The organism is Sphingomonas bisphenolicum (genome assembly GCF_024349785.1).
GTDB classification, from domain to species: domain Bacteria; phylum Pseudomonadota; class Alphaproteobacteria; order Sphingomonadales; family Sphingomonadaceae; genus Sphingobium; species Sphingobium bisphenolicum.
In genome coordinates this window covers 213,622-235,993 of the sequence record NZ_AP018818.1, presented here as the reverse complement: position 1 = coordinate 235,993, position 22,372 = coordinate 213,622, and the positions used below count along the sequence as shown (strand labels likewise).

Annotated in this window: 17 protein-coding genes; 9 read left to right on the top strand and 8 right to left on the bottom strand. The window is 65.7% G+C overall.

Annotation, left to right across the window (positions count from 1 at the left end; genetic code table 11):
* Positions 1–168: 168 nt before the first annotated feature.
* From SBA_RS19560 to SBA_RS19550, 3 genes are read right to left on the bottom strand one after another with little or no spacing between them, the layout of a single operon-like run.
* Positions 169–1,536 (bottom strand): efflux transporter outer membrane subunit, encoded by a 1,368-nt coding sequence (locus SBA_RS19560; RefSeq protein WP_261937309.1) that lies wholly within the window; start codon positions 1,534–1,536, stop codon positions 169–171.
* A complete protein-coding gene (locus SBA_RS19555; RefSeq protein WP_261937308.1) occupies positions 1,533–4,685 on the bottom strand; it encodes an efflux RND transporter permease subunit in 3,153 nt (1,050 codons plus the stop codon). Before SBA_RS19555 ends, SBA_RS19560 begins: the two co-directional genes overlap by 4 nt.
* A 10-nt stretch (positions 4,686–4,695) precedes the next feature.
* Entirely contained in the window at positions 4,696–5,829 is a 1,134-nt protein-coding gene (locus SBA_RS19550; RefSeq protein ID WP_315975823.1) for an efflux RND transporter periplasmic adaptor subunit, read from the bottom strand.
* Between the two features lie 359 nt (positions 5,830–6,188).
* On the opposite strand from SBA_RS19550, the gene SBA_RS19545 reads away from it, so the two are divergent.
* Together SBA_RS19545 and SBA_RS19540 are read left to right on the top strand one after the other, a co-directional pair.
* Entirely contained in the window at positions 6,189–6,917 is a 729-nt protein-coding gene (locus SBA_RS19545; protein WP_261937307.1) for a response regulator transcription factor, read from the top strand.
* Positions 6,914–8,281 (top strand): ATP-binding protein, encoded by a 1,368-nt coding sequence (locus SBA_RS19540; RefSeq protein ID WP_261937306.1) that lies wholly within the window; start codon positions 6,914–6,916, stop codon positions 8,279–8,281. Before SBA_RS19545 ends, SBA_RS19540 begins: the two co-directional genes overlap by 4 nt.
* Here the strand turns inward: SBA_RS19540 and SBA_RS19535 are convergent.
* Genes SBA_RS19535 through SBA_RS19520 form a run of 4 tightly spaced genes read right to left on the bottom strand, consistent with a single transcriptional unit; the run spans position 8,278 to position 12,483 of the window.
* Positions 8,278–8,598: a DUF3325 family protein gene (locus SBA_RS19535; protein WP_261937305.1), complete on the bottom strand. Its 321-nt coding sequence runs from the start codon at positions 8,596–8,598 to the stop codon at positions 8,278–8,280. The two genes, SBA_RS19540 and SBA_RS19535, sit on opposite strands and share 4 nt — an antisense overlap.
* Positions 8,595–10,103, bottom strand: a complete 1,509-nt coding sequence (locus tag SBA_RS19530) for a PepSY-associated TM helix domain-containing protein (RefSeq protein ID WP_261937304.1) — start codon at positions 10,101–10,103, stop codon at positions 8,595–8,597. Before SBA_RS19530 ends, SBA_RS19535 begins: the two co-directional genes overlap by 4 nt.
* A complete protein-coding gene (locus SBA_RS19525) occupies positions 10,100–10,408 on the bottom strand; it encodes a ketohydroxyglutarate aldolase (protein WP_261937303.1) in 309 nt (102 codons plus the stop codon). Before SBA_RS19525 ends, SBA_RS19530 begins: the two co-directional genes overlap by 4 nt.
* The gene (locus SBA_RS19520) at positions 10,405–12,483 is read right to left on the bottom strand and encodes a TonB-dependent siderophore receptor (protein ID WP_261937302.1); all 2,079 of its coding nucleotides are present in this window, start codon (positions 12,481–12,483) and stop codon (positions 10,405–10,407) included. The genes SBA_RS19525 and SBA_RS19520 overlap by 4 nt, the downstream gene beginning before the upstream one ends.
* Before the next feature lie 224 nt (positions 12,484–12,707).
* On the opposite strand from SBA_RS19520, the gene SBA_RS19515 reads away from it, so the two are divergent.
* The 7 genes from SBA_RS19515 (at position 12,708) to SBA_RS19485 (ending at position 21,647) form a co-directional block, all read left to right on the top strand.
* The gene (locus tag SBA_RS19515; RefSeq protein WP_261937301.1) at positions 12,708–14,201 is read left to right on the top strand and encodes a carboxylesterase/lipase family protein; all 1,494 of its coding nucleotides are present in this window, start codon (positions 12,708–12,710) and stop codon (positions 14,199–14,201) included.
* A 10-nt stretch (positions 14,202–14,211) separates the two neighbouring features.
* Positions 14,212–14,973, top strand: a complete 762-nt coding sequence (locus tag SBA_RS19510) for an SDR family NAD(P)-dependent oxidoreductase (RefSeq protein WP_261937300.1) — start codon at positions 14,212–14,214, stop codon at positions 14,971–14,973.
* A gap of 182 nt (positions 14,974–15,155) precedes the next feature.
* Positions 15,156–17,312, top strand: a complete 2,157-nt coding sequence (locus SBA_RS19505) for a TonB-dependent receptor (protein WP_261937299.1) — start codon at positions 15,156–15,158, stop codon at positions 17,310–17,312.
* A gap of 4 nt (positions 17,313–17,316) precedes the next feature.
* A complete protein-coding gene (locus SBA_RS19500; RefSeq protein WP_261937298.1) occupies positions 17,317–18,717 on the top strand; it encodes an FAD-linked oxidase C-terminal domain-containing protein in 1,401 nt (466 codons plus the stop codon).
* Between the two features lie 85 nt (positions 18,718–18,802).
* A complete protein-coding gene (locus SBA_RS19495; RefSeq protein ID WP_261937297.1) occupies positions 18,803–20,125 on the top strand; it encodes an MFS transporter in 1,323 nt (440 codons plus the stop codon).
* 56 nt (positions 20,126–20,181) lie between these two features.
* On the top strand, positions 20,182–20,949 hold the full coding sequence (locus tag SBA_RS19490) for a helix-turn-helix domain-containing protein (protein WP_261937296.1): 768 nt from the start codon (positions 20,182–20,184) through the stop codon (positions 20,947–20,949).
* Positions 20,946–21,647 carry a FadR/GntR family transcriptional regulator gene (locus SBA_RS19485; protein WP_261937295.1) on the top strand — a complete coding sequence of 234 codons (702 nt, stop codon included), beginning with the start codon at positions 20,946–20,948 and terminating at the stop codon, positions 21,645–21,647. Before SBA_RS19490 ends, SBA_RS19485 begins: the two co-directional genes overlap by 4 nt.
* Here SBA_RS19485 and SBA_RS19480 read toward each other — a convergent pair whose 3' ends face one another.
* Positions 21,648–22,370 (bottom strand): CbtA family protein, encoded by a 723-nt coding sequence (locus tag SBA_RS19480; protein ID WP_261937294.1) that lies wholly within the window; start codon positions 22,368–22,370, stop codon positions 21,648–21,650.
* Between the last annotated feature and the right edge of the window lie 2 nt (positions 22,371–22,372).

Here is a 22,372-nt window from a genome sequence, read left to right as displayed (position 1 = left end):
GCGATATCAATTCGTTGAGGCGCACTTCATCCTGCGCGCCCGACGCAAATAACTTGCAGAGCCAATCCAGACACCGTGCCAGTAGCAGCATGGTTCCTCTCCCTTATTATCCGCGCATGATAACAGATTCGTGGCGCGGGAGAAGGGGAAAGAAAGGGACATGGCGGCTTACTGATCTGCGCCGACCACCCGATAGAGCAGCACCCGGTTGCTCACCAGGGCAAGGTCGGTAGAAATAGACGATTGCCGAGCGCTGTAGAGCGCGCGCTGGCTGGTCAGCGCGGTCAGGAACGTGTCGATCCCCGAGCGATAGCGCTGGTCCGCCAGATCATAGGCCCGTTGGCTGGCCGTCACCAGCCGCCGCTGCGCCGCCTGCTGCGCGTCGATCGTGCCTTCGCGCGCCAGCCCGTCGGCGACTTCGCGAAAGGCTGCCTGGACCGCCTTTTCATATTGGGCGACATAGAGATCGCGCTGCGCCTTGCTATAGTCCAGATTCCCGCGGTTCGCGCCGCCGAAGATCGGCAGGCTGGCCGACGGACTGGCGGACCAGGCGAAACCGCTGCCGGTGAACAGCGACGAGAGGGCGGAACTCGCCACGCCGATCGCCGAGGTCAGGCTGATCGTCGGGAACATCGCAGCGCGCGCCGCGCCGATATCGGCATTGGCGGCCTTGAGCTGATGCTCCGCCTGCAGCACGTCGGGCCGCCGAAGCAGCACATCCGACGACAGGCCGGCCGGCACCTTGGCGATGCCGGCAATCAGGCTGTCGAGCGATCCGGGCAGCAATGCCTCTTCGACCGGGGCGCCCACCAGCAGGTCGAGCGCGTTACGATCCTGGGCGACCTGGGTGATGTTGGCGGCGACGTCCGACGCCGCCTGCTCTACCGTCGTCTCGGCCTGATGGACGTCCAGCTTGCCGGTAAGGCCGGCGCCATTGAGCTTGCGGGTGATGTCCAGCGTGCGCTGGGCGCTCGCCTGCGTCTGGCGAGAAACCGCCAGCAGTTCCCGGTCAGCCGCCAGCGTCGCATAGGCGGTTGCCGTCTCGGCGATCAGCGTGATCCGGGTCGATCGCGCGCCTTCCTCGGTCGCCAGATAGGTTTCCAGCGCCGATTGGGCCATGTTGCGGACGCGGCCGAACAGATCGATCTCGAACGCGCTGAAACCGACATCGGCGCTGTAATTATTCTGCCTGCTGTCATTCTGGCGCGTGAAGCTGGCGCCGGCGTCGGCGGTGATGGTGGGCAACTGGGCGGCGCGCTGCACCCCATATTGCGCCCGCGCCGACTGGATGTTCGCAAGCGCGACGCGCAGATCGCGATTGTTCGCGAGCGCGCGGTCGATGACGGTGCGGAGCTTTGCGTCGCCGATCAGCTCGGTCCAGGCCAGCCCGGCCTGTTGTCCCGCCTGGCCTGGCGCATAGGCTTCGCCGCTGGGCAGCGTTGGCGGCACGGGCGCCGCCGGCCGCACATAAGTCGGCGCCATGTTGCATCCGGCGAGCGCCAATAGCGAGACGGCCGACAAGCGAAGGCGGATCATGCGGGAACTCCTGCATCGGGCGCCGGGGCAGGCGGCGCGGCCTTCCCTTCGCTAGCGCTAAACAGGCTGGCGATGGTGACGAAGAAGAGCGGTACGTAGAAGATGGCCAGCACCGTCGCGGTCGTCATGCCGCCGACCACCGCCGTACCGATCGCAACACGGCTCTGTGCGCCTGCGCCCGTCGCGATCGCCAACGGGATGACGCCGGCGATGAAGGCGAGGCTGGTCATCAGGATCGGGCGAAAGCGCAGTCGTGCCGCTTCCAGCGCTGCGGACAGCGCGTCCTTGCCCTGTTTGTGCGCCAGTTCGGCGAACTCGACGATCAGGATCGCATTCTTCGCCGCCAGGCCCATGGTCGTGAGCAAACCGACCTGGAAGAAGATATTATTCTCCAGCCCGCGCGCCCACACCGCGATGACCGCGCCGACCAGGCCGAGCGGGATCACCAGCAGCACCGCCAGCGGGATCGACCAGCTTTCATAAAGCGCGGCGAGGCACAGGAATACGACCAGCACCGACAGGCCATAGAGCAGCGGCGCCTGACCGCCGGACAGTTGCTCCTGATAGGACAGGCCGCTCCACGCATAGCTGGTGCCGGCGGGGAGTTGCTTCTGCAGTTCGACCATCCGGTCCATGGCTTCGCCCGAACTGGCGCCCGCGCCAGCCTGGCCCTGAATCTCAAAGGAGGACAGGCCGTTGAAGCGCGCCATCGTGCTCGGTCCCATCGTCCAATGCGTGGTCGCGAAAGCGGAAAAGGGCACCATTTCGCCGGTACTGCTCGACCGCACCATCCAGTTGTCGATATCGGTCGGCAGCGCGCGATAGGCCGCATCCGCCTGCATATAGACGCGCTTCACCCGACCGCGATCGACGAAGTCGTTGACATAGGTGCTGCCCCAGGCGGAACTGAGCACGTTGTCGACACTGCTCTGGGTCAGGCCCAGAACGGCCAGCTTCTCATTGTCGATATCCACCTTGAGCTGCGGCGTATCCTCCAGCGATGCGGCGCGTACGCCGGCCAGCAAGGGATCCTTCGACGCCGCGTCGATCAACTGGTTGCGCAGCTCCAGAAAACGCGCGCGGCTGAGGCTGCCATTGTTGAGCAGTTCGAAGGTGAAGCCGTTCGACTGGCCCAGGCCACGGATGGCCGGCGGCGTCATGCCCAGCACCCTGGCGTCGCGGATCGCGGCAAGTTGCTTGGTGGCGCGCCCGGCGATAGACCCGGCCGTGTTCGCCGCCCCCTTGCGATCGTCCCATGGCGCCAGGTTGATGAAGCCCTGGCCGACATTCTCGCCCTGGCCCTGGAAGCTGAATCCGGTCATGATGAAGGCGTAGGCGACATTGTCCTTTTCATCGTTCAGGAAATAATTCTGCACCTGGTCGATGACGGCGGCGGTCCGGCTGGACTTGGCGCCGGCGGGCAGCGTGACCTGCACCATCACCTGTCCCTGATCCTCGACCGGCAGGAAGCTGGATGGCAGGCGCACGAAGAGCAGCACCAGCAGCGCCAGCACGACGACATACAGGCCCCAGAACAGCTTGCGGCGGCCCAGCACCTGCTCCGTGCGGCGAACATAACCGCCGGTCAGTCGCTCGAACCAGCGGTTGAACTTGCCGGCCCAGCCCCTGTCGCGATGTTCCTCGCTCGCGGATTTGAGGATGGTCGCGCACAGCGCCGGCGACAGGATCAGCGCGACGACCACCGACAACAGCATCGACGACACGATGGTTATGGAAAACTGGCGGTAGATGACGCCGGTCGATCCGCCGAAAAAGGCCATGGGCAGCAATACGGCGGAGAGGACGAGTGCGATGCCGACCAGCGCGCTGCCGATCTCCTCCATCGACTTGATCGTCGCCTCACGCGGGGAGAGACCTTCCTCCTCCATGATGCGCTCGACATTTTCCACCACGACGATCGCGTCGTCGACCAGCAGGCCGATGGACAGGACCATGCCGAACAGGGTCAGCGTGTTGATCGAATAGCCGAACAAGGCGAGAATGCCGAACGTGCCCAGCAGCACCACCGGCACCGCGATCGCCGGGATCAGCGTCGCGCGCCAGCTTTGCAGGAAAACGAACATCACCACCACGACCAGCGCGACCGCTTCGAGCAGCGTCTTGATGACCTCCTCGACCGACAGCTTGATGAAGGGTGTCGTGTCGCGCGGAAAGACGACCTTGTAACCGTGCGGCAGGCTGGACGAGAGTTCCGCGACCTTGGCCTTGACCAGTTCCGCGGTCTTGAGCGCGTCCGCGCCCGGCGCCAGTTGCAAAGCGACGCCGGACGCCGGGTGGCCGTTCAGTCGCGCCGCCGTGGTGTAGCTTTCATTGCCCAATTCGACACGCGCCACGTCGGACAGATGGACGATCGATCCGTCGGTCTGCGTTTTGACGATGATGTTGCGGAACTGTTCGGGTGTCTGCAGGCGAGCGCGCGCCGTCACGGTTGCGTTGATCTGCTGCCCGGCGGGCGCCGGGTCGGCGCCGATCTGGCCCGCCGACACTTCGACATTCTGCGCCGAAATTGCGCTCTGCACGTCCGACGGCATCAGTTTGACGGCGGCCAGCTTATAGGGGTCCAGCCACACCCGCATCGCATATTGTGAGCCGAAAATCTGGGTTGCGCCGATGCCGTCGATGCGCGCGATCGGGTCTTGAAAATTATTGACCAGATAATCGGCGATGTCCGCCTGCGTCGCCGTGTCCGTCTCGTCGTAGAGGCCGACCAGCATCAGGAAGTCGGTCTGCTGCTTGGTGACGGAAAGGCCCTGCTGTTGCACCGCATTGGGCAGGCGACTGAGCGCCTGCTGCACCCGGTTCTGCACCTGCACCTGCGCGGTGTCGGGATCGGTCCCCTTCTGGAAGGTGACGGTGATCCGCGCCTGCCCCGTAGCGGTCGAGGAGGAGGAGAAATACATCAGGCCATCGATGCCGGTGAGCTGCTGTTCCAGCACCTGCGTGACGCTGGTTTCCACGGTTTCGGCCGAGGCACCGGGATAGGTGGCGCTGATGCCGACGCCGGGCGGGGCGATGTCGGGATATTGGGCGATGGGGAGCGACAGCATCGCGCCCAGACCCGCCAGCATGATGCCGATGGCGATGACCCAGGCGAAAATCGGCCGTTCGATGAAATAGCGGCTGAGCAAGGGCCGGCTCCTATTGCGCTGTCTTGATGGCGACAGGCTTTACGACGTCGTCGACCTTCACCTTGTCGGTGCCCTCGACGATCAGGCGGTCGCCGGCCTTGAGACCCGCGGTGATCAGCCATTTGTCGCCGATCGCCTGAGCGGCGGTGACGATACGGCGTTCGACCTTGTTCGCCTTGTTCACGACCAGCGCCGTGGCGTTGCCCTTGGGATCGCGGTTGATGCCCTGTTGCGGCGCCAGAATCGCGCCGGGCACCACCGATTGCGGCGCGATCACGCGGACGAACATGCCGGGCATCAGCAGCCCGTCAGGATTGGGAAAGCGCGCGCGCAACGTCACCGTGCCGCTGTTGACGTCGACGATCGGCTCGGCGAATTCGATCCGGCCTTCCTGGGGATAGTCGGCGCCATCTTCCAGTTTCAGCCGGATGGTCGCGCTGGCCGCCAGCGTCTTGCCCGCCGCCAGCGACCGGCGCAGCGCCAAAATCTGCGAACTGGACTGGGTCACGTCGACATAGATGGGGTCGAGCTGCTGGATCGTGGTCAGCGGGTCGGTCTGGCTGGTCGTCACCAGCGCCCCGGGGGTGAACAGGGTGCGTCCAATACGACCGCTGATCGGCGCGCGGACCAGCGTGAAGTCGAGATTGACGCTGCTGGTCTGCAGGCTGGCGCGCGCCTGCTGCACCGCGGCGCTCGCCTGGCGCGCGGTCGCGATTACATCGTCGCGGTCCTGCGCGCTCACCGCTTCAGTATCGCCCAGGCTGCGATAGCGTTGCGCCTTGGCCTGCGCCGCTGCGGCGGTCGCCTGCGCACTGGCCAGACTGGCCTGCGCCTCGTCGCGCGACGCGCGATAGAGACGTGCGTCGATCTGGTAGAGCGGCTGGCCGGCGCTGACCATCGATCCTTCGGTGAACAGCCGCTTCTGGATCAGCCCCGCCACTTGCGGCCGCACTTCCGACATCATGGTCGATACGGTGCGGCCGGGCAGCTCGCTGGATACGGTGGCGTCCTGCGTGCTCAGCGTGACCACGCCCACTTCCACCGGCCCTTTTTGCGTCGGCTTTTGCTGGCCACATGCCGCAAGCGACAGGCCAAGAGCGATTGGTGCGACCCGAAGGCTGCGCAGGGTGGCGGAAATGAGCATGGTCTGACGCTTATCCTCGAAGGCGTGCCGGACAGATCCCTGCGATGCCTGCCGATGCATGGAGGAGACCGGACCGGGCGCACGAGGGGGAGGAGGGAGGGACGTGCGCGACCGATTCGGGCCGTTGCACCGGGTTTCCAGCCAGGATGGCAGGGTTAGGCATCGCAAGGACTCCGTTGGCGTCGGCAGGGGAGCCGACAAGGCCCTCTTCGCGGCTTTGCCCGTCTCATGGTAGAGCGACTGTTTTTCGGAATGCGACGACGCGTTGCATGAGCGCGCAACTTCGTATCGCTTTGTATCGGCCTGTATCAGGCGCGAAGAAGCGCAGACTTTTAACCCGTCGCGCGCTAGGACAGGCCATGGTCGATGCTGCATCCTTCCGTCCCGCCACGGTGCTGGTGGTCGATGACGACGCCGATATTCGCGACCTGATCGTCGGGCAGTTGCGGCAGGAAAATTATCGCCTGCTGGCCGCCGCCAGTCTCGGCGACCTGCGCCAGACGCTGCGCGACGAGGCGGTCGACCTCATTGTCCTCGATCTCAACCTGCCCGACGGCGATGGCCTGTCGCTGTGCCGCGAACTGCGGGCGGAGGGATCGGACGTGCAGATCATCATGGTGACCGCGCGCGGCAGCGCGATCGACCGGGTGCTGGGGCTGGAACTGGGCGCCGACGATTATCTGACCAAGCCGTTCGAGCCGCGCGAACTGCTGGTGCGCATCCGCAATTTGCTGCGGCGCGGGCGCAGCGGGGTCACGGCACGCGCCGGCACCACGCGTTACGCCCATATCGGCCCGTGGCGGGTGGATATGGTGCAGCGCCGGCTGGTCGCCCCCGACGACCGGCTGGTGATGCTGTCCTCGGCCGAATTTCGACTGCTCAGCCGTTTCATCGACGAACCCAATGTCGTGCTGGACCGGGAGACATTGCTGCCCGAACGGCGCGCCACCGCCGCGTTCGACCGGTCGATCGACCTGCAGATCAGCCGGTTGCGGCACAAGCTTTCGACGCTGCCGGGTGGCGAGGATCTGATCCTGACGGTCCGGGGCGAAGGCTATGTCCTCGCCTGTTCGGTGGAGCATTCATGATCGGCAAGGCGTTCGGGCGCGCGCGCGCTTTCTTCCGGTCGATGGCGGGACAGATTTTCCTGATCCTGACGCTGGGCATGTCGGTCGCCGCGATCATCGCGCTGCTGGTGGCGGAACAGACGCGCCGGCATGACTTCGAACGGGTGCGCCGCCAGCGTGTCATTGCCAGCGCGGTCGATGTCGCCGATCGTTTCCGCAGAGATCCAAAGCGCATCGAAAAGATGATGGCGACGCACAGCATCATCGGCGTAGCGCCCGCGCCTGAAGGCATAAGCCTGAACGAGCCGGATTCCGACCTCGAATCCCTTCTGCGTGCGCGCTTTGGCCCGCAATCCCAGCCGGAAGCGGGCCAGGTGCCTGCCGGCCTCTGCTTCCCCGATCGCTACAAATCCAAGGAATTTGTGGCGGGGCTTGTCGATGCGCCGCGCCCGGATTGCTGGGTGGTGCGCTATACCGACGGTATCGGCCAGCGCCGGGCGATCGCCCTCAGCTTCCCGCGTCTCGCCAAGCCGCCCAGCACCATCTTCAACCCGCTCTACCTGATCGTCATCATCGCCTCTTCGGCTGGCTTGGCGATTCTGGTTGCGCGCATCGTGTCGAAACCGCTGCGGCGGCTGGAACAGGCGGCGGAGGCCTTTTCCGTCTCGCTCGACCCGGAGGAGATACCCGAACGCGGACCGGAGGAAGTGCGCGCCGCCCTGTCCACCTTCAATCTCATGCAGCGCCGCGCGCGCGCGGGCTTTGCCGAACGGACCCAACTGCTCGCTGCGATCAGCCATGATCTCCAGACGCCGCTGACCCGTCTGCGGCTGCGGCTGGAACTGGTCGAGAATGAAGAACTGCGCGCGCGCCTGTTGCAGGATCATCAGGCGATGCAGACGCTGGTGCGCGAGGGGCTGGATCTCGCCAGCAGTATCGAGGCGCGCGAGGAATGGTCGGTGCTCGACATCGATTCGCTGCTGACGAGCATGGCGGAGGATGCCGAGGAACTGGGCGCACCTGTTCGTTTCCTGCGCGGGTGCGGCGGCACGGTGCGCGTCAAGCCCAATGCGCTGACCCGCTGCATCGCCAATCTGGTCGACAATGCCGTGCGCTATGGCGGCAGCGCGGAAATTAGCTGCGCGCGATCGGGCGGCAGGTTGCTGATCCATGTGCGCGATCATGGCCCCGGCATTCCCGCCGATCAGCTAGACCAGATGTTCGAACCCTTTACCCGCGGCGCCAGCAGCCAGCCGGGCGGGCGCCACGGCACCGGCATCGGCCTCACCATCAGCCGGTCGCTGGCGATGAGTTTCGAGGCTTCGGTGCGGCTGCGCAACGCCGAGGATGGCGGCCTGATCGCCACCATCGACATGAAGGCCTAGATCAGCAACCCGGCGATCGTCAGCACAGCCGCCGCCGCTACGCCCGCGCGCGGCACCGCAGGGCGATAGGTCATGCCCAGCACCAGAACGCTGCCCAGCAGCGGCACCAGGCCGATCCAGGCGACCAGAGCCATGCCGACATCCGTCCACAACCACAGGCTAAGCAGCGACAGACTCAGCAGCGTCCAGCCCGCCAGTTCCAGATGGGCGACCCAGGAACGACGTTGCCATATATCCAGCAAAACCGGCCGATGCCGCTGCATCCGTCCCGCCAGCGCGAACAGGGCGAGGTAGAGGAGGCCGATGGTGAGCATCATGCCGGCGCCATCCGGCGACGCACCGGCGTCGGGGCGCTGCGGCGGCGCAACTGCTTCCAGACCAGCAGGGCCAGCGCAACCGCCATTGCGGTCAGCAGCATATTGCCGGCCATGACCGTCACGTCCCCCGCCCAGATCGGTCCCATGGCAGCGGCAAGGGCGCACAGCGCCGCCAGCAAGCCGAGCAACAGCGGCCAGCCAAGCGCAGGCGGCAGGACCAGCCCGAGCAGCAGCGCCGCGCCTGCGCTCCATAGCGCCACCGACACTTCCTGCTGCGCGCGCGCCGCCAGGCCTAGCGGTAGCAGACGATTGGCGACCAGGAACGCCGCCATACCGATCGGTACGCCCGCCAGCCCGCCGACATTCAGCCGTTCCAGTAGCCGGTTGCCGATCGACAGCGGCGCGCGTTCGCGTCGCTTGACGATCCAGAGAACCATGCCGCTGGCGATCGCCAGGGTCAGCATCGCGCCGCCCAGAAAATAGAGCCAGCGCGTCAAGAGCGGCGCGAAATGCGCCATATGGAGGCCATAGATGGTCTGGTAGGTCCGGATGCCCGCGCGTTTTTCGGTCCAGGCCTTCAGCACCTTGCCGGTCGCGCCGTCGAAGCTGATCTCTGCGGGCAGATAGCCGATCGATGCCGTCTCGACCGGATAGACGGTGACCACAGCGCCGGAATCTCCCGGATTGAAGATGTAGACCCGACTTACCGGGGCACCTGCGAAATGGCGCTGGGCCCGCGCCAGCATCGGCCCAATCGGCGCGAGCGTTGCCTTGGTCCCGGTCGGCGCCTTCGTCACCGCACCGGGGGTCAGGTCGCTGTAAAGCGCCATCAGATCGTCGCCATAGGCCGCCGTCATGCCCCAGGGCATGTTGAGCGACGCCAGCGTGAGCAGGCCGGTGAAAGTGATCATGACGTGGAAGGGCAGGGACAGCACCCCCAGCGCATTATGCCCGTCCAGCCACGATCTTTGCCCCTTGGCCGGGCGGAAGGTGAAGATGTCCTTGAAGAAGCGCTTGTGCGCGATGACGCCGGTGACGATCGCCACCAGCATCAGCATGGCCGCCAGCGATGCCAGCAACCGGCCCCAGGGATAGGGCAGTTCCAGTTCGAAATGCAGGCGATAGAAAAATTCCCCGCCCAGCGTGTCGCGCGCCACCGGCGCGCCGCTCGCCGGATCGAGCGCGCGACTGAGATAGGCGCCGCCACTGTCGTAGGACGCTTCGACGACATTGGAGCGGCCGTCCGGCGCAGCCAGATACCAGCCGGTCGATCCGGTCGTGTTGGCCGACAGCCAGTCGGTAGCCGCAGTGATCGCCCGGACAGGATCGGCCTGCCCGCTGACCTCCGGACGCATCCAGCGGCTGATCTCCGGCTTGAATACGCTCAACGTGCCAGCCAGACACATGATGAAGAGGATGTGTCCGAACAGCAGCCCGGTCCAGCCATGCAGCCAGGCCATCGCCTGACGGGCGCCGTCACGCACCATCGCGCTCGTCCCGCTCATGCCGGTTGCCCCGCGATCCAGGCGATGCCGCCCAGCGCCGCCGCCGCCAGCGCGACACCAGCGATCGCGCGCCACGGCCCGCGCGCCAGAAAGGCCCAGATCGTAACGGCGGGCGCCACCATATAGGCCATCAGGGTCGCGATCGTCACCGCCTCAACCCGTGCCATCGGCAAAGTGCGCGCCAGCGCCGCCGCCGCGAGAGCCGCCACGCCATAGGCGCCGACCGTCCCGACGATCGTGCGCAAAGCCACATTGGCGCGATAACGCCAACCACTGCGCAGCGGGCGAGCGGAAACCTTGCTCAAAAATCGAGCCTCATGGTCGCCAGCGCGCTACGCGGCGCGGCATAATAGGCCTGGCCCCACATCAGGCTGTTGAGATAGCGCGAGTTGGTGAGGTTGCGCACATTGACGCTGGCGCTGACATGCGCGGCCAGCTTCACGCTCGTCATCAGGTCCAGCACGGCATATCCCTTCTGCCGGACGGTCGCCCCGTCCGCTTCCGTGCTGATTGCATTCTGCCATCGTAGCTGTCCACCCAGCTTGAGGTCGCTGAGTTGGGGAATCATATAGGTCGTCGACAATTTCAGGGTGCGCGTCGGCAGCCAGGTGCGGGTGTTCTCGCCGTCGTCATCCTCTATGTCGAGATGGGTATAGCCCCCGCTCAGGCTCCACTGGTCGGTGATGTTGCCGGCAACCTCCAGTTCGAACCCGGTCGAGGTCGTATCGACGCCGATATAATAGCTGCGCACGCTGTCCTCGAACGTGCCGGCATAGTCGGCCAGGCCGCTTTGCTTGGCGCGGAAGACGGCGGCGGTGGCGTAGAGGCGACCGTCGAACCACCGGCTCTTGATTCCCGCCTCAAGGCTGGTGCCCTTGGTCGGAGCGAGACGATGGTTGTCCACATCCACTTCGGGCTGCGGATTATAGATGTCGGTGTAGCTCGCATAGAGCGAGACATGCTTGTCGAGATCGAAGATCAGGCCGGCATAGGGGCTGAACTTGCTATCCTTGCGATATTGATCGACCGTATAGGCGGTGCCGGTTGTCTTGAGCCACATGAGGCTGCCGCCCACCACGGCCTTGAGCTTGTCCGTCAGCTTGAGGTGCGCCGCGCCATAGACGCGGGTCAGGCGGTCCTTATAGTCGGACGCCAGATAGGGATCGGGATAGGCCGGCTCGGCCAACAGGCCCTCGTCCCATTGGCCGATGTCTGGATATTCCAGCAGATCGGCGGAAAAGCCTTCCCACTCCTTGCTATGGGCGGAGGCGGTCGAGACGCCGAAAGCGACGCTATGTTCGCGGCCCAGCAGGGTGACGGGGCCGGAGGCATAGAAATCGCCCAGATATTGTTTGAAGGCCGACGGATAAATGCCGGTCATGCCATAGACGCCCAGGCCCGTCTGCTTGTCCGGCGTGCCAAAGGCGTAGAGCAGCTTTGCCTGCTCGTCGAACTGCTTGTAGGTGAAGACGCCTTTGACCGACCAGCCATTGTCGAAGCCATAGGCCAGTTCGGCAAAGGCGTTCTGGTCGGTCGTGTTCCAATAGGTCCAGTCGGCGCTGGTGGAGGTGGAGCGCGGATAGCTGATCTGGGTAAGGTCGCTATAGACCAGAGGCAACGCCCCCCACAGTACGCCATCGGCGTTATTTTCCTGCCGCGCATAACCGATGGTCGCTTTGAGCTGTGGCGTCACCTGCCAACTGACGATACCGCCCATCACATCGCGGTTGACGTGATTATAGTCGAGATAGCTGTCCTTCTCCTCATGGGCGTAGATCAGCCGGGCAGACAGGGTGTCGGTCAGCGGCACCGACACATCGCCTTCCAGCCGCCACTGGTTCCACGATCCCGCCTGCGCGGAGACTGTCGCCCGGAATTCGTCCAGCGGTCGCTTGCGCACATAATTGATCGTTGCGGACGGATTGCCGATCCCGGTCATGATCGCATTGGCGCCGCGGATCGTTTCCACATTTTCGAAGAGGGCGGTGTCCATGTCGCCGAACTGGATGCCCGAAATCAGCGGCAGGCCGATGCCGTCGATCTGGAAATTGGTCACGTCGAAACCGCGGCTGTTATATTGCGTGCGATCCGTTTCGACCCGCTCCACATTGATGCCGACCGCCTGCGCCAGGAGATCGTTGACATTGGTGAGGGCATAATCCTCGATCCGCTCGCGATTGATGATGGTGATCGACTGCGGCGTTTCGCGCGGCGTCAGGGCCAGGCCCGTTGCGCTGCTGGTCTGATGATCGGCGATGCCGGTGACGATGATCTCGCTCTTCTCCGTTACCGAAGCATCCGCTTCGGCCGCTTTCGCGGTGTGGAGAGGCAGCAGCAACATGGCGCTGGCGAAAAGGGCGGATCGAGCGGGAACGGGCATGGCATGGTCCTTGGCGGTATGACCGGGCCGTTATCCGAAATGTAGAATGCGAGTCAATCGCATTAGCAATTATTGCCTATTTATCTCGCGATGTTGCGGCGCCTCTCCGGCTTCTGTGTCCAGCCGTTCGGCACCATGGGCGTGCGGTGCGGCAAAGGCTTTTCGCTCCATGCCGCATCATCCGCACCCTATGCTGCCGCGCAAGAGTGAGAGGAGCGGATGCAATGGAGATGATCGTGCCGACGGGGGCCGGCCTGGTGCGCGGCGCGATGGTCGGTGGCGTCGCCCGCTTTCTGGGCGTCCCCTATGCCGCCGCGCCGATCGGCGACCGCCGCTTCGCCCTGCCGCAACCGCCCGAATGTTGGGACGGCGTGCGCGATGCGCAGGCACCCGGCGCCAGCGCGCCGCAGCGGGTGCGCGGCGTGCCGGGCGTCGATGTCGAGGCGCTGGTGGGCAAGGGCTGGCTTCCCGGCGAGGATTATCTGACCCTCAACATCTGGAAACCGGCTGACGATCGGACCGCGTTGCCGGTCATGGTCTTCATCCATGGCGGCGGTTTCGTTTTGGGCAGCAAGGACGCAGCGGTGCAGGACGGCAGCGCCTTCGCCCGCGACGGCGTGCTGCTGGTGGCGATCAATTATCGGCTCGGGATCGAAGGTTTCCTGCCTATTCCCGGGATCCCGACAAATCTGGGCCTGCGCGACCAGATTTTCGCGTTGCAATGGGTGCGGGAAAATATCGCGGCTTTTGGTGGTGATCCCGCCAACGTCACCGTCTTCGGCGAGTCCGCCGGGGCCATGTCGGTCGCGAACCTGATCGCCTCGCCGCTAGCCAAAGGGCTGTTCCGCCGCGCCATCGCGCAAAGCGGCCATGGCGCGATGACCCGCGACATCGGCGTTGCGCAACGCCTGGTGAAGGCGCTGGCGAAGCGGGTGAAGATCGCACCCGACGCCGCCGGATTCCGGTCGGTCGCACCGGGCGACATGCTGGACGCGATGGAGAAGGTCAGCCTGCCGACCGCGCGGCTCGACCTGCGCGACGCCGACGGGCGGGAGCCGGTGTTCGGCATCAGCCGCTTCGTCCCGGTCCATGGCGACGATGTCCTGCCGCAAAAACCGCTCGACGCGCTCAAGGCCGGGGCAGGGGCGCAGGTCGACCTGCTGATCGGCACCAATGCGGAGGAAATGAACCTCTATTTCGTGCCGACCGGCGTGCGGGAGAAGCTGGGCCGCCTGCTCGCGACCTGGTTCGTCCACAAGCATCAGCCGCAGGCGCGCAAGCTGCTCAAGGCCTATGGCATGGGCGCGGAGGGCGTGAAGCCCGGCCACGCCTTCACCGATGCCCTGCACGATCTGGTGTTCCGCTGGCCCGCCCGTCGTTTCGCCGAGGAGCATCGCGGGCGCACGCATATGTATGAGTTCGCATGGCGATCGCCGCTGTTCGGCGGCCCCCGATCCGACGGTTTGGGCGCGGCGCATGCGATGGAACTGCCTTTCGTCTTCGACACGCTGGCCAGCGTTACCGGCCCCCAAGGGCTGTGCGGCGAAGCGCCGCCGCAAGCGCTGGCCGACCGGGTCCATCGCATCTGGGTCGATTTCGCCACCGACGGCCGCCTGCCCTGGGATGCGTTCACGCGCGACAATCGGCTGGTCTATCGACTTGCGGAAGGGGCGGCAGCTTATGAACCACCCATGCCCTGCGCGCCTTATCTGCCCTGAAGGATTGCCCATGTATCTGGAACGACTGAAACTGGACGGCCGCCGCGCGCTTGTCACCGGTGGCGCGAGCGGCATCGGCCTGGCCTGTGTCGAGGCGCTGGGCGAAATGGGCGCGGCGGTGACGATCGCGGACCTCGATTCCGCCACGATCGACGTGGCTGTCGCGGCGATGACGGCGAAGGGGCTGTCGGTCGACGGCGTGGTGATGGACGTGACCGACAGTGATGCGGTGACGGCGACCGCCGATCGGATCGGCGCGATCGACATCCTCGTCAACAATGCCGGCGTCGCGCGCAGCGATACGCCCGCGGAGGCGGTGGCGGACGAGCATTGGCATAATGTCATCGACGTCAATCTGAACGGCACCTTCTGGTGTGCGCGCGCCTTTGGCCGTTTCATGCTGGAGCGGGGCCGGGGCAGCATCGTCAATGTCGGATCGATGAGCGGCGTCATCGTCAACCGGCCGCAGCCGCAAAGCTATTACAACGCGTCCAAGGCGGCGGTGCATCAATTGACGAAGAGCCTGGCGGCGGAATGGGCGGACCGCGGCGTGCGGGTCAACGCGGTCGCGCCTACCTATATCCGCACGCCGCTGAATGCTTTCGCCGACAAGGAAGGGCCGATGGTTCGGCGCTGGATCGATTCGACGCCAATGGCGCGGCTGGGCGAAGTGGAGGAAGTGGCGTCGGTCGTCGCCTTCCTGGCATCCGACGCGGCGAGCCTGATGACCGGCAGCATCGTGCTGGCCGACGGCGGTTATAGCTGCTGGTAAGGCATGAAGGAGACGGCGAGTCAGACAGTTTCTGCGCTATGGCCAATCCGATCGGCGAAGCGATCGACCCGGGCGGCATAGTGGTCTATCTCCTCAAACCTATCTGAAAGCTGTACCTATCAGATAGGCCCATGGGCGATCCGCAGGACATGATTCCACCGGACGCCGGGAGGAGAGACAGGATGACGTTGAAGGCCCTCTTATTTGCCGGTGTCGCGATCGCGGCGCCTCTGCCCTGCGCAGCACAGACGCAGCAGGCGCCCGCCGCCGACGCGGGATCATCCGACATCATCGTCACCGCGCGCAAGCGGCAGGAAACGCTGCTCGACGTGCCGGTCGCGGTGACCGCGGTGAGCGGCGACACGCTCGCCCGGCGCAACATCAATTCGGTGCGCGAAGCCGCCGCACTCGCCCCCGGCCTCAACATTTCCAGCGACGGTGCGGGCCGCGCCTTCGTCTCGATCCGTGGCGTGGGCGTCACCCTGGTCCAGTCGGTGCAGCCCGGCGTCGGCCTGTTCGTTGACGGCATCTATCGTCCCAACACCGCCTATCTCAACAACCCGCTGCTCGACGTCGAGCGGATCGAGGTGCTGCGCGGGCCGCAGGGCACGCTCTATGGCAAGAACACGCTGGGCGGGGCGATCAATGTCATCACCCGCCAGCCGGGCAATGCTTTCGAGGCCCGCGGCGCGGCCAGCTATGCCGGGCCGGACAATAGCTGGTTGGTGTCTGGTTCGGTGTCCGCCCCGATCGTGCAGGACAAGCTGGCGATCCGCGTCGGCGGGTCGCATCGCGAGCAGGACGGCTTCATCAACAACAGCAATATCGGCGGCAAGGCGAACCGGTTCAACACCGACTCGCTCAGCAGCACCATCCGCGCCACGCCCAGCGAAGACCTGACGATCGTCGTGAACGGCTATTATGACTGGGTGAAGGGCGCCAACGTCCCCTATGCCCGCGTCACCGGCCCGACCGACTATTCGCGCGACAACCAGTTCGATACGCTGGGCACCACCACCTATAAATATCGCGGCGTCAACGCCCGCATCGAAACCCCGATCGACGCGATCAACACCAAGCTGTCGCTACAGGCCGCCTACGACGCGCGCGACACCAGCGCGCCCGACACCGACGGCGATTTCGGCCCCAGCGACGCGACCACCGCCGTCCCCGCCGTGCGCCAGAGCAGCACCGACCGCCTGCGCACCAAGACGCTCGAACTGCGTTTCGACACCGAATATAGCGACAAGTTCTCAACGCTCGTCGGCCTGTTCTACAGCCGGGAGACGACGCGAGCGAACCAGCTCACCAACATCCAGCTCACCTTGCCGCTGCCGACCGGGCCGTTTCCGGTTGCGATCAACAATCGCGCGCAAAACGCGACCAAGGCGGACACTTATGCGGCCTTCGGCACCGCTTTCTGGAAGCCCAATGCGGACTGGGAAGTGGCGCTCGGCCTGCGCTACGACCATGAGGACCGGCAATCCGTCGGCATCGTCAATGGCGGCGCGCCGTCGCGGGTGGGCCTCAAGTCCAACGAGGTCGAACCGCGCCTGTCGGTCACCCGCCACTGGAACCGCGAACTCATGACCTATGCCTCGGTCGCGCGCGGCTATCGCGGCGGCGGCTTCAACGCCGTGACCGCGCCGATCCGCGTCTATAAGGGCGATTCCGCCTGGACCTATGAAATCGGCACCAAATATGCGTCGGCCGATCGCCGGGTGACCCTGTCGGGCGACATATTCTACAGCGATTACAAGGATTATATCGGCCTCAACTCGATCGCCCCGGCCTCCACCGGCGGCCTCGTCACCGTCGATCTCAACAGCGGCGACGTCGAAAGCTATGGCGCCGAAATCGAATTTGCCTTCAAGCCGGTCGAGCAATGGACGCTATCGGGCGGCCTGACCTACATGCACGCCCGCCTGACCGACAGTTCGGCCTATACCGCCGTCACCGGCCGCACCCTGTCGAGCGATCGGCTGACCTTCCAGCCCGACTGGATGGTCAGCCTGTCGAGCGACTATGTCGTGCCGCTCGGCGATGACAGCAGCCTGACCCTCAACGCCGGCCTCACCGGCAAGGGCAAGCGGCTGGCCGCGACGCTGAACCAGACGACGCCGACGATCCTGAAATCCTATGTCCTGGCCAACGGGTCGATCACCTACCGCACCGGCGGCATCGAACTGGCGCTGTTCGGCACCAACCTGTTCAACAAGAAATATTTCGACTCCTATATCGAGAAGACGACGCTGGCACTGGCCGGCCTGCCCGCATCGGATCTGGGTATCATCGGCGACCTGCGCCGCTATGGCGTGCGCGCCAGCTTCCGGTTCTGATCCGATGCGCGCGCCCGCCTTCCCACCCCGCAAGGCCCTGCCGGACGGCTTTCTCGACCAGCTTGCCGCCGCCTTTGGCGACAATCTGGCGCTGGGGGAGCCGGTGCGCAGCCAGCATGGGCAGAGCGAGACGCATTTCGCGCCCGTCCTGCCCGACGCTGTGGTCTTCGCCCGTTCGACGGAGGATGTCGTCGCACTGGTCAAGCTCTGCGTCGCTGCCGATGTGCCGATCATCCCCTATGGCGCTGGCACCTCGATCGAGGGCAACACCCTGCCGGTGCAGGGCGGGGTGACGGTCGACCTCAGCCGGATGGACGCCATCCTTCAGCTGAATGTCGAGGATTTCGACTGCACCGTGCAGGCCGGGGTGCGGCGCGAGCAGCTGAACGAGCATCTGCGCGACCAGGGCCTGTTCTTCCCCATCGACCCCGGCGCCAATGCCACGCTGGGCGGCATGGCCTCCACCCGCGCATCGGGCACTAATGCCGTACGCTACGGCACGATGCGCGAGGCGATCCTGTCGCTGCGCGTCGTGACCCCCGACGGTCGCGACATCCGCACCGCCCGGCGCGCGCGCAAGTCGGCGGCAGGCTATGACCTCACCCGGCTGATGATCGGCAGCGAAGGCACGCTGGGCATCATCACCGAAGTGACGCTGCGCCTCCACGCCATCCCGGAGGCGATCTCGTCGGCCGTGTGCAGCTTCGAGAGTCTGGAAGGGGCGGTGGATACGGTGGTGCAGTCGATCCAGATCGGCGTGCCGCTGGCGCGGGTCGAGATATTGGACGACGCGCAGATGCGCGCGGTCAATCGCTGGTCGAAACTCGACTATCCCGAACAGACCACACTCTTCTTCGAATTTCACGGCTCGCCATCCTATGTCGAGGAACAGGTGCGCACGGTGGAGGAGATCGCCGCGATGCACGGCGGCGGGCAATTTCGCTGGTCGAACCTGCCGGAGGAACGCTCCAGATTGTGGAAGGCGCGGCACGAGGCCTATTATGCCGCGGTCAACCAGCGTCCCGGCGCGATCGGTTGGGCGACGGACGTGTGCGTGCCGATCAGTCGCCTCGCCGAATGCATCACCCGGACCAAGGCCGACCTGGCGACGACCAACGTGCCGGGCACGATATTGGGCCATGTCGGCGATGGCAATTTCCATGTCATCTTCTCCATCGATCCCAATGCGCCGGAGGAGATGGCAGAGGTGGAGGCGCTCAACCAGCGGCTGGTGGACCGGGCGCTGGCGATGGACGGCACCTGCACCGGCGAACATGGCATCGGCCTCGGGAAGCAACATTGCCTGGTGGAAGAGTTGGGCGACGCGGTCGACCTGATGCGCGTCATCAAGCGCGCGATCGATCCGAAAAACCTGTTCAATCCGGGCAAGATTTTCACCCTTTGACATCACGCCGTTTAGCCGGGGGCTAAACTGTCCGGCCGCGTCGATCCCCTTTGGCGCGGCCGGGCATCATGACAGGGGCATGGCCATGACCGGCCATGCCGCAGAAAGGCTCGTCCCGATGACCGCCCCATCCGCCCAATCCCCATCCTTTCTGCGCCTGTTTCCGCCGCTGCTGATCCTGGCGCTGGCGATGGCGGCGGGCTTTACCATGATGGGATCGTTCAGCATGGTGCAGGAAGGCGCCAAGGCCGAAATGGGCCTGAGCGATTTCCAATTGTCGCTCGTGCAGGGCGTGGCCGCCGCGGTGCCACTGCTGCTCTTTTCCATGCCGATCGGGTTATTGGTCGATCGCACCAATCGTCTGCGCCTGCTCATCTGTCTGGCGCTGATCTGGACGATGGGCACCCTTTTGACCGCGGTGGCGCAGAGCGTCTCCACCCTGTTCATGGCGCGAATGCTCGCCGGGATCGGCACTACCGGCGCTTTGACGGCGGCGCTGTCGCTCTGCGCCGACCTGTGCCCGCCGCACCAGCGGGGCAGGGGGCTGCTGGTCGTGACCCTGGGCAAGGCGCTGGGGCAGGCGGGGGCGTTCGCGCTAGCGGGCTGGCTGCTCAGCCTGTTCCTGCGTCCAGCCGCAGACACCCTCTTCGCCGGCGTCGCCCCCTGGCGCGCCACCCATTTCGCGCTTGCGGCGATCAGCGCTGCGCTGATCCTGCCCATGTTGCTGCTGCGCGAACCCGCGCGACAGGAAGTGGCGGCTGGCATCCATGCCCCCTGGCGCGTGGTTCTGCAGGCACTCTGGTCGCGCCGCGCCTTTCTTGGCCCGCTGTTCGTGGGGCAGGTCAGCGTGGTGATGGCCGATGCGGCGGCCGCGATCTGGGCGTCGCCCGTCTTGTCGCGCAGCTATGGCCTGGCGCCGCCCGACTTTGCCGGCTGGATGGGCAGCCTCATATTCCTGACCGGAGTCGCAGGATCGGTGCTGGGTGGCGTGGCGGCCGACATCGGGCAGAAGAGCGGGCGGCGCGGCGGCCTGCTGATCGGCGCGGTGATCGCGGCGGCGCTGGGCATCCCGGCCGCGCTTTTCCCGATCATGCCCGGCATCCCCTCCTTCGCCGTGGCGCTGGGTGCGCTGATGCTGTGCGGCACCGTCACCGGCCTGATCACATCCGTCGCGCTCACGGTATTGCTGCCCAACGAATTGCGCGGCCTGTGCATCGGCGCCTTCATCGCCATCGCCGGCCTGATCGGCTTCGGCGTCGCGCCGACCTTGGTGACGGCGATCAGCGGCTTGCTCGGCGGCGAAGCGCATTTGGGCGGAGGCCTTGCGACGGTCGGCGTGTCGGTCAGCATCGTCTCGGTCGCCGCCTTCTGGCGGGCTATGCGTCGCGCGCCGGACAGACCTATCTGATAGCTATTGCCAAAAGCTGTCTGATAGGTCAGTATGTGAGCAAGGAGAAGATGGCCATGGATCGAATCAGTGTGTCGCCCGAGATGATCGCGCTGGTCGGACCAGGCATCGCCACGCTCGCCAATGATGCGGGCCTCTCCGTAGCTTTCCTGCTCGGTTTCGGCGCGGTGGGGCACTCGGCGTCGGTCCGGCTGGTCGAGCATCCCACGATCGCCGACCTGAACGACGATCCGGGCAGCCGCCTGATCCTGCTGGTCGCGCCGGACGCCTGCGCGCGGGTGGCCGACGGCGCGGTGCCGCTGGCGCCGGGCGTCGCTTATTATCTCCCCGCGCCGCTCCGCGCGATCGCGCTCGCCATCCGCGATTGCCGCCTTCACGACGCGGCGGCCGCGCCCTATCGGCTGGCCAAGAGCATCGAACTGTTCTGCGAGCTTCTGCGCGCCGGGCGCGAAGACGGGTTCGTGCCGATCGGGCAGGATGCGCTGTTGTCGCGGGCCGACAGCGAAAGATTGCTGACGGCGCGGCGCATGATCGAGGATCGCTGGGCGGAAAAGCTGACGCTGGACGGCATCGCCCGCGCCTGCGGCCTCAACCGCGCCAAGCTGACCCGCGGCTTCCGCGACATGTTCGGCAGTTCGGTCGCCGACGCCATCACGGCGCAGCGGCTCGACCGGGCGGGGGAAATGCTGGTGGCGACCGAATTGCCGGTGTCGTCGATCGGCTATCGTTGCGGCTATCTCAACAATGCCAGCTTCACCCGCGCCTTCGCCCGCCATTTCGGCGTCGCGCCGACGCTGTATCGCGCGGAGCGACTGGCGGCATGACGAGCCGGGCGATCGACGACGGCGGGTCGCTGGTCGAACGCGCCATCCAGGCCGTGCGCGACCATATCCGCGCCCATAGCCTGCGGGTCGGCGACACGCTGCCGGGGGAAGGCGCCTTCGCCACCAGCCTGGGGGTTAGCCGCGCGGTGATGCGGGAAGCCTTTGGAGCGCTTGCCGCCTTGCACCTGATCGACGTTGGCAATGGCCGCCGCGCGCGGGTCGGGGCCATCGATGGATCGGTGATGGGGGCTTCGCTCGACCATGCGGTATCGACCGAGCAGGTCAGCGTCGCCGATGTGTGGGACGTGCGGCGCACGCTCGAACTGCGGATCGCCGCGCTTGCCGCGCAGCGCCGCACCGACGCGCAGGCTGCCGAGATTTTGGCCATAGCGCAGGCGATGGCGCAGGAGTGCGACGACATGGCGCAGGTGACCCGGCTCGATATCGCGCTCCACAATGCGATTGCCGAAGCGGCGTCGAACCTGCTCTTCGCGCAGATCATGCGGTCCTTCGCGCCGCTGATGGAAACGGCGGTGCCGCGCGCCTGGGAAACCCGCCGGACCGATACCCAGCGGCAGGACATCATCGCCTGTCACCTCGACCTGGCGCAGGCGATCGTCGACCGCGACCCCACCGCCGCCGCCGCCGCGATCGACCGCCATTTCGATACGTCTATCGGCCAGATGCTGGCGACATGATTATCGGCGAATCATGACCCGTTCCGCCGACAGGCCGAAGACGATCCCGATCGTGGCCCACAGGATCAGTTGGGTCGCGATCGAGGCGAGGCGGAAATGCCAGAGCAAGGTCGCCGGGAAATCGGCTGGTACTTCATCGACGCTGGGCAGCAGAAACTGGCCCAGCACGACCATCGCGACATAAGCCGCCATTGCGAGCAACATCGCGTCGATGCCACGACAGGATCGAGCGAGCGCGCTTCGGATCTTCGCGGCGATCACCGCGCCGCCCACCGACAGGGCGATCATGGCGAAATAGGCGGCGGTGCGCAGGCCCACAGTGTCATGCTGGCCCACGGCCGGCGGCGTCTGGGGATATTTGATCCCCGGCACGATCACGATCAGCAGAATGGCGATCCCGGCGAGCAACAGGGCGAAGCTGCGCGGGCCAATGCGGCCGAAGCGTCCATAACCATAGGCGAATATGAGTGCGAAAATGCCGCCGACCGCCGCGCCGTAAAGCGCCAGCGCGGTCAGGAGGCCCGCGCCCTTCTGCGTCGCCCGGCTTACCAGCTCCTCTTCCTGCCCATTCGCAGGTGTGTCCGCATGATGCGCCGCATGGACATGCTCATAGCCAATGGCGAGATCGATCTGGGGCTCCGCGATCACGCGCGCGAACATCGTCGCGACGAGGGCCGCGAGAATGCCGGCCAGCATTCCGCGCCACAAAAGACTTTTGGTCATCG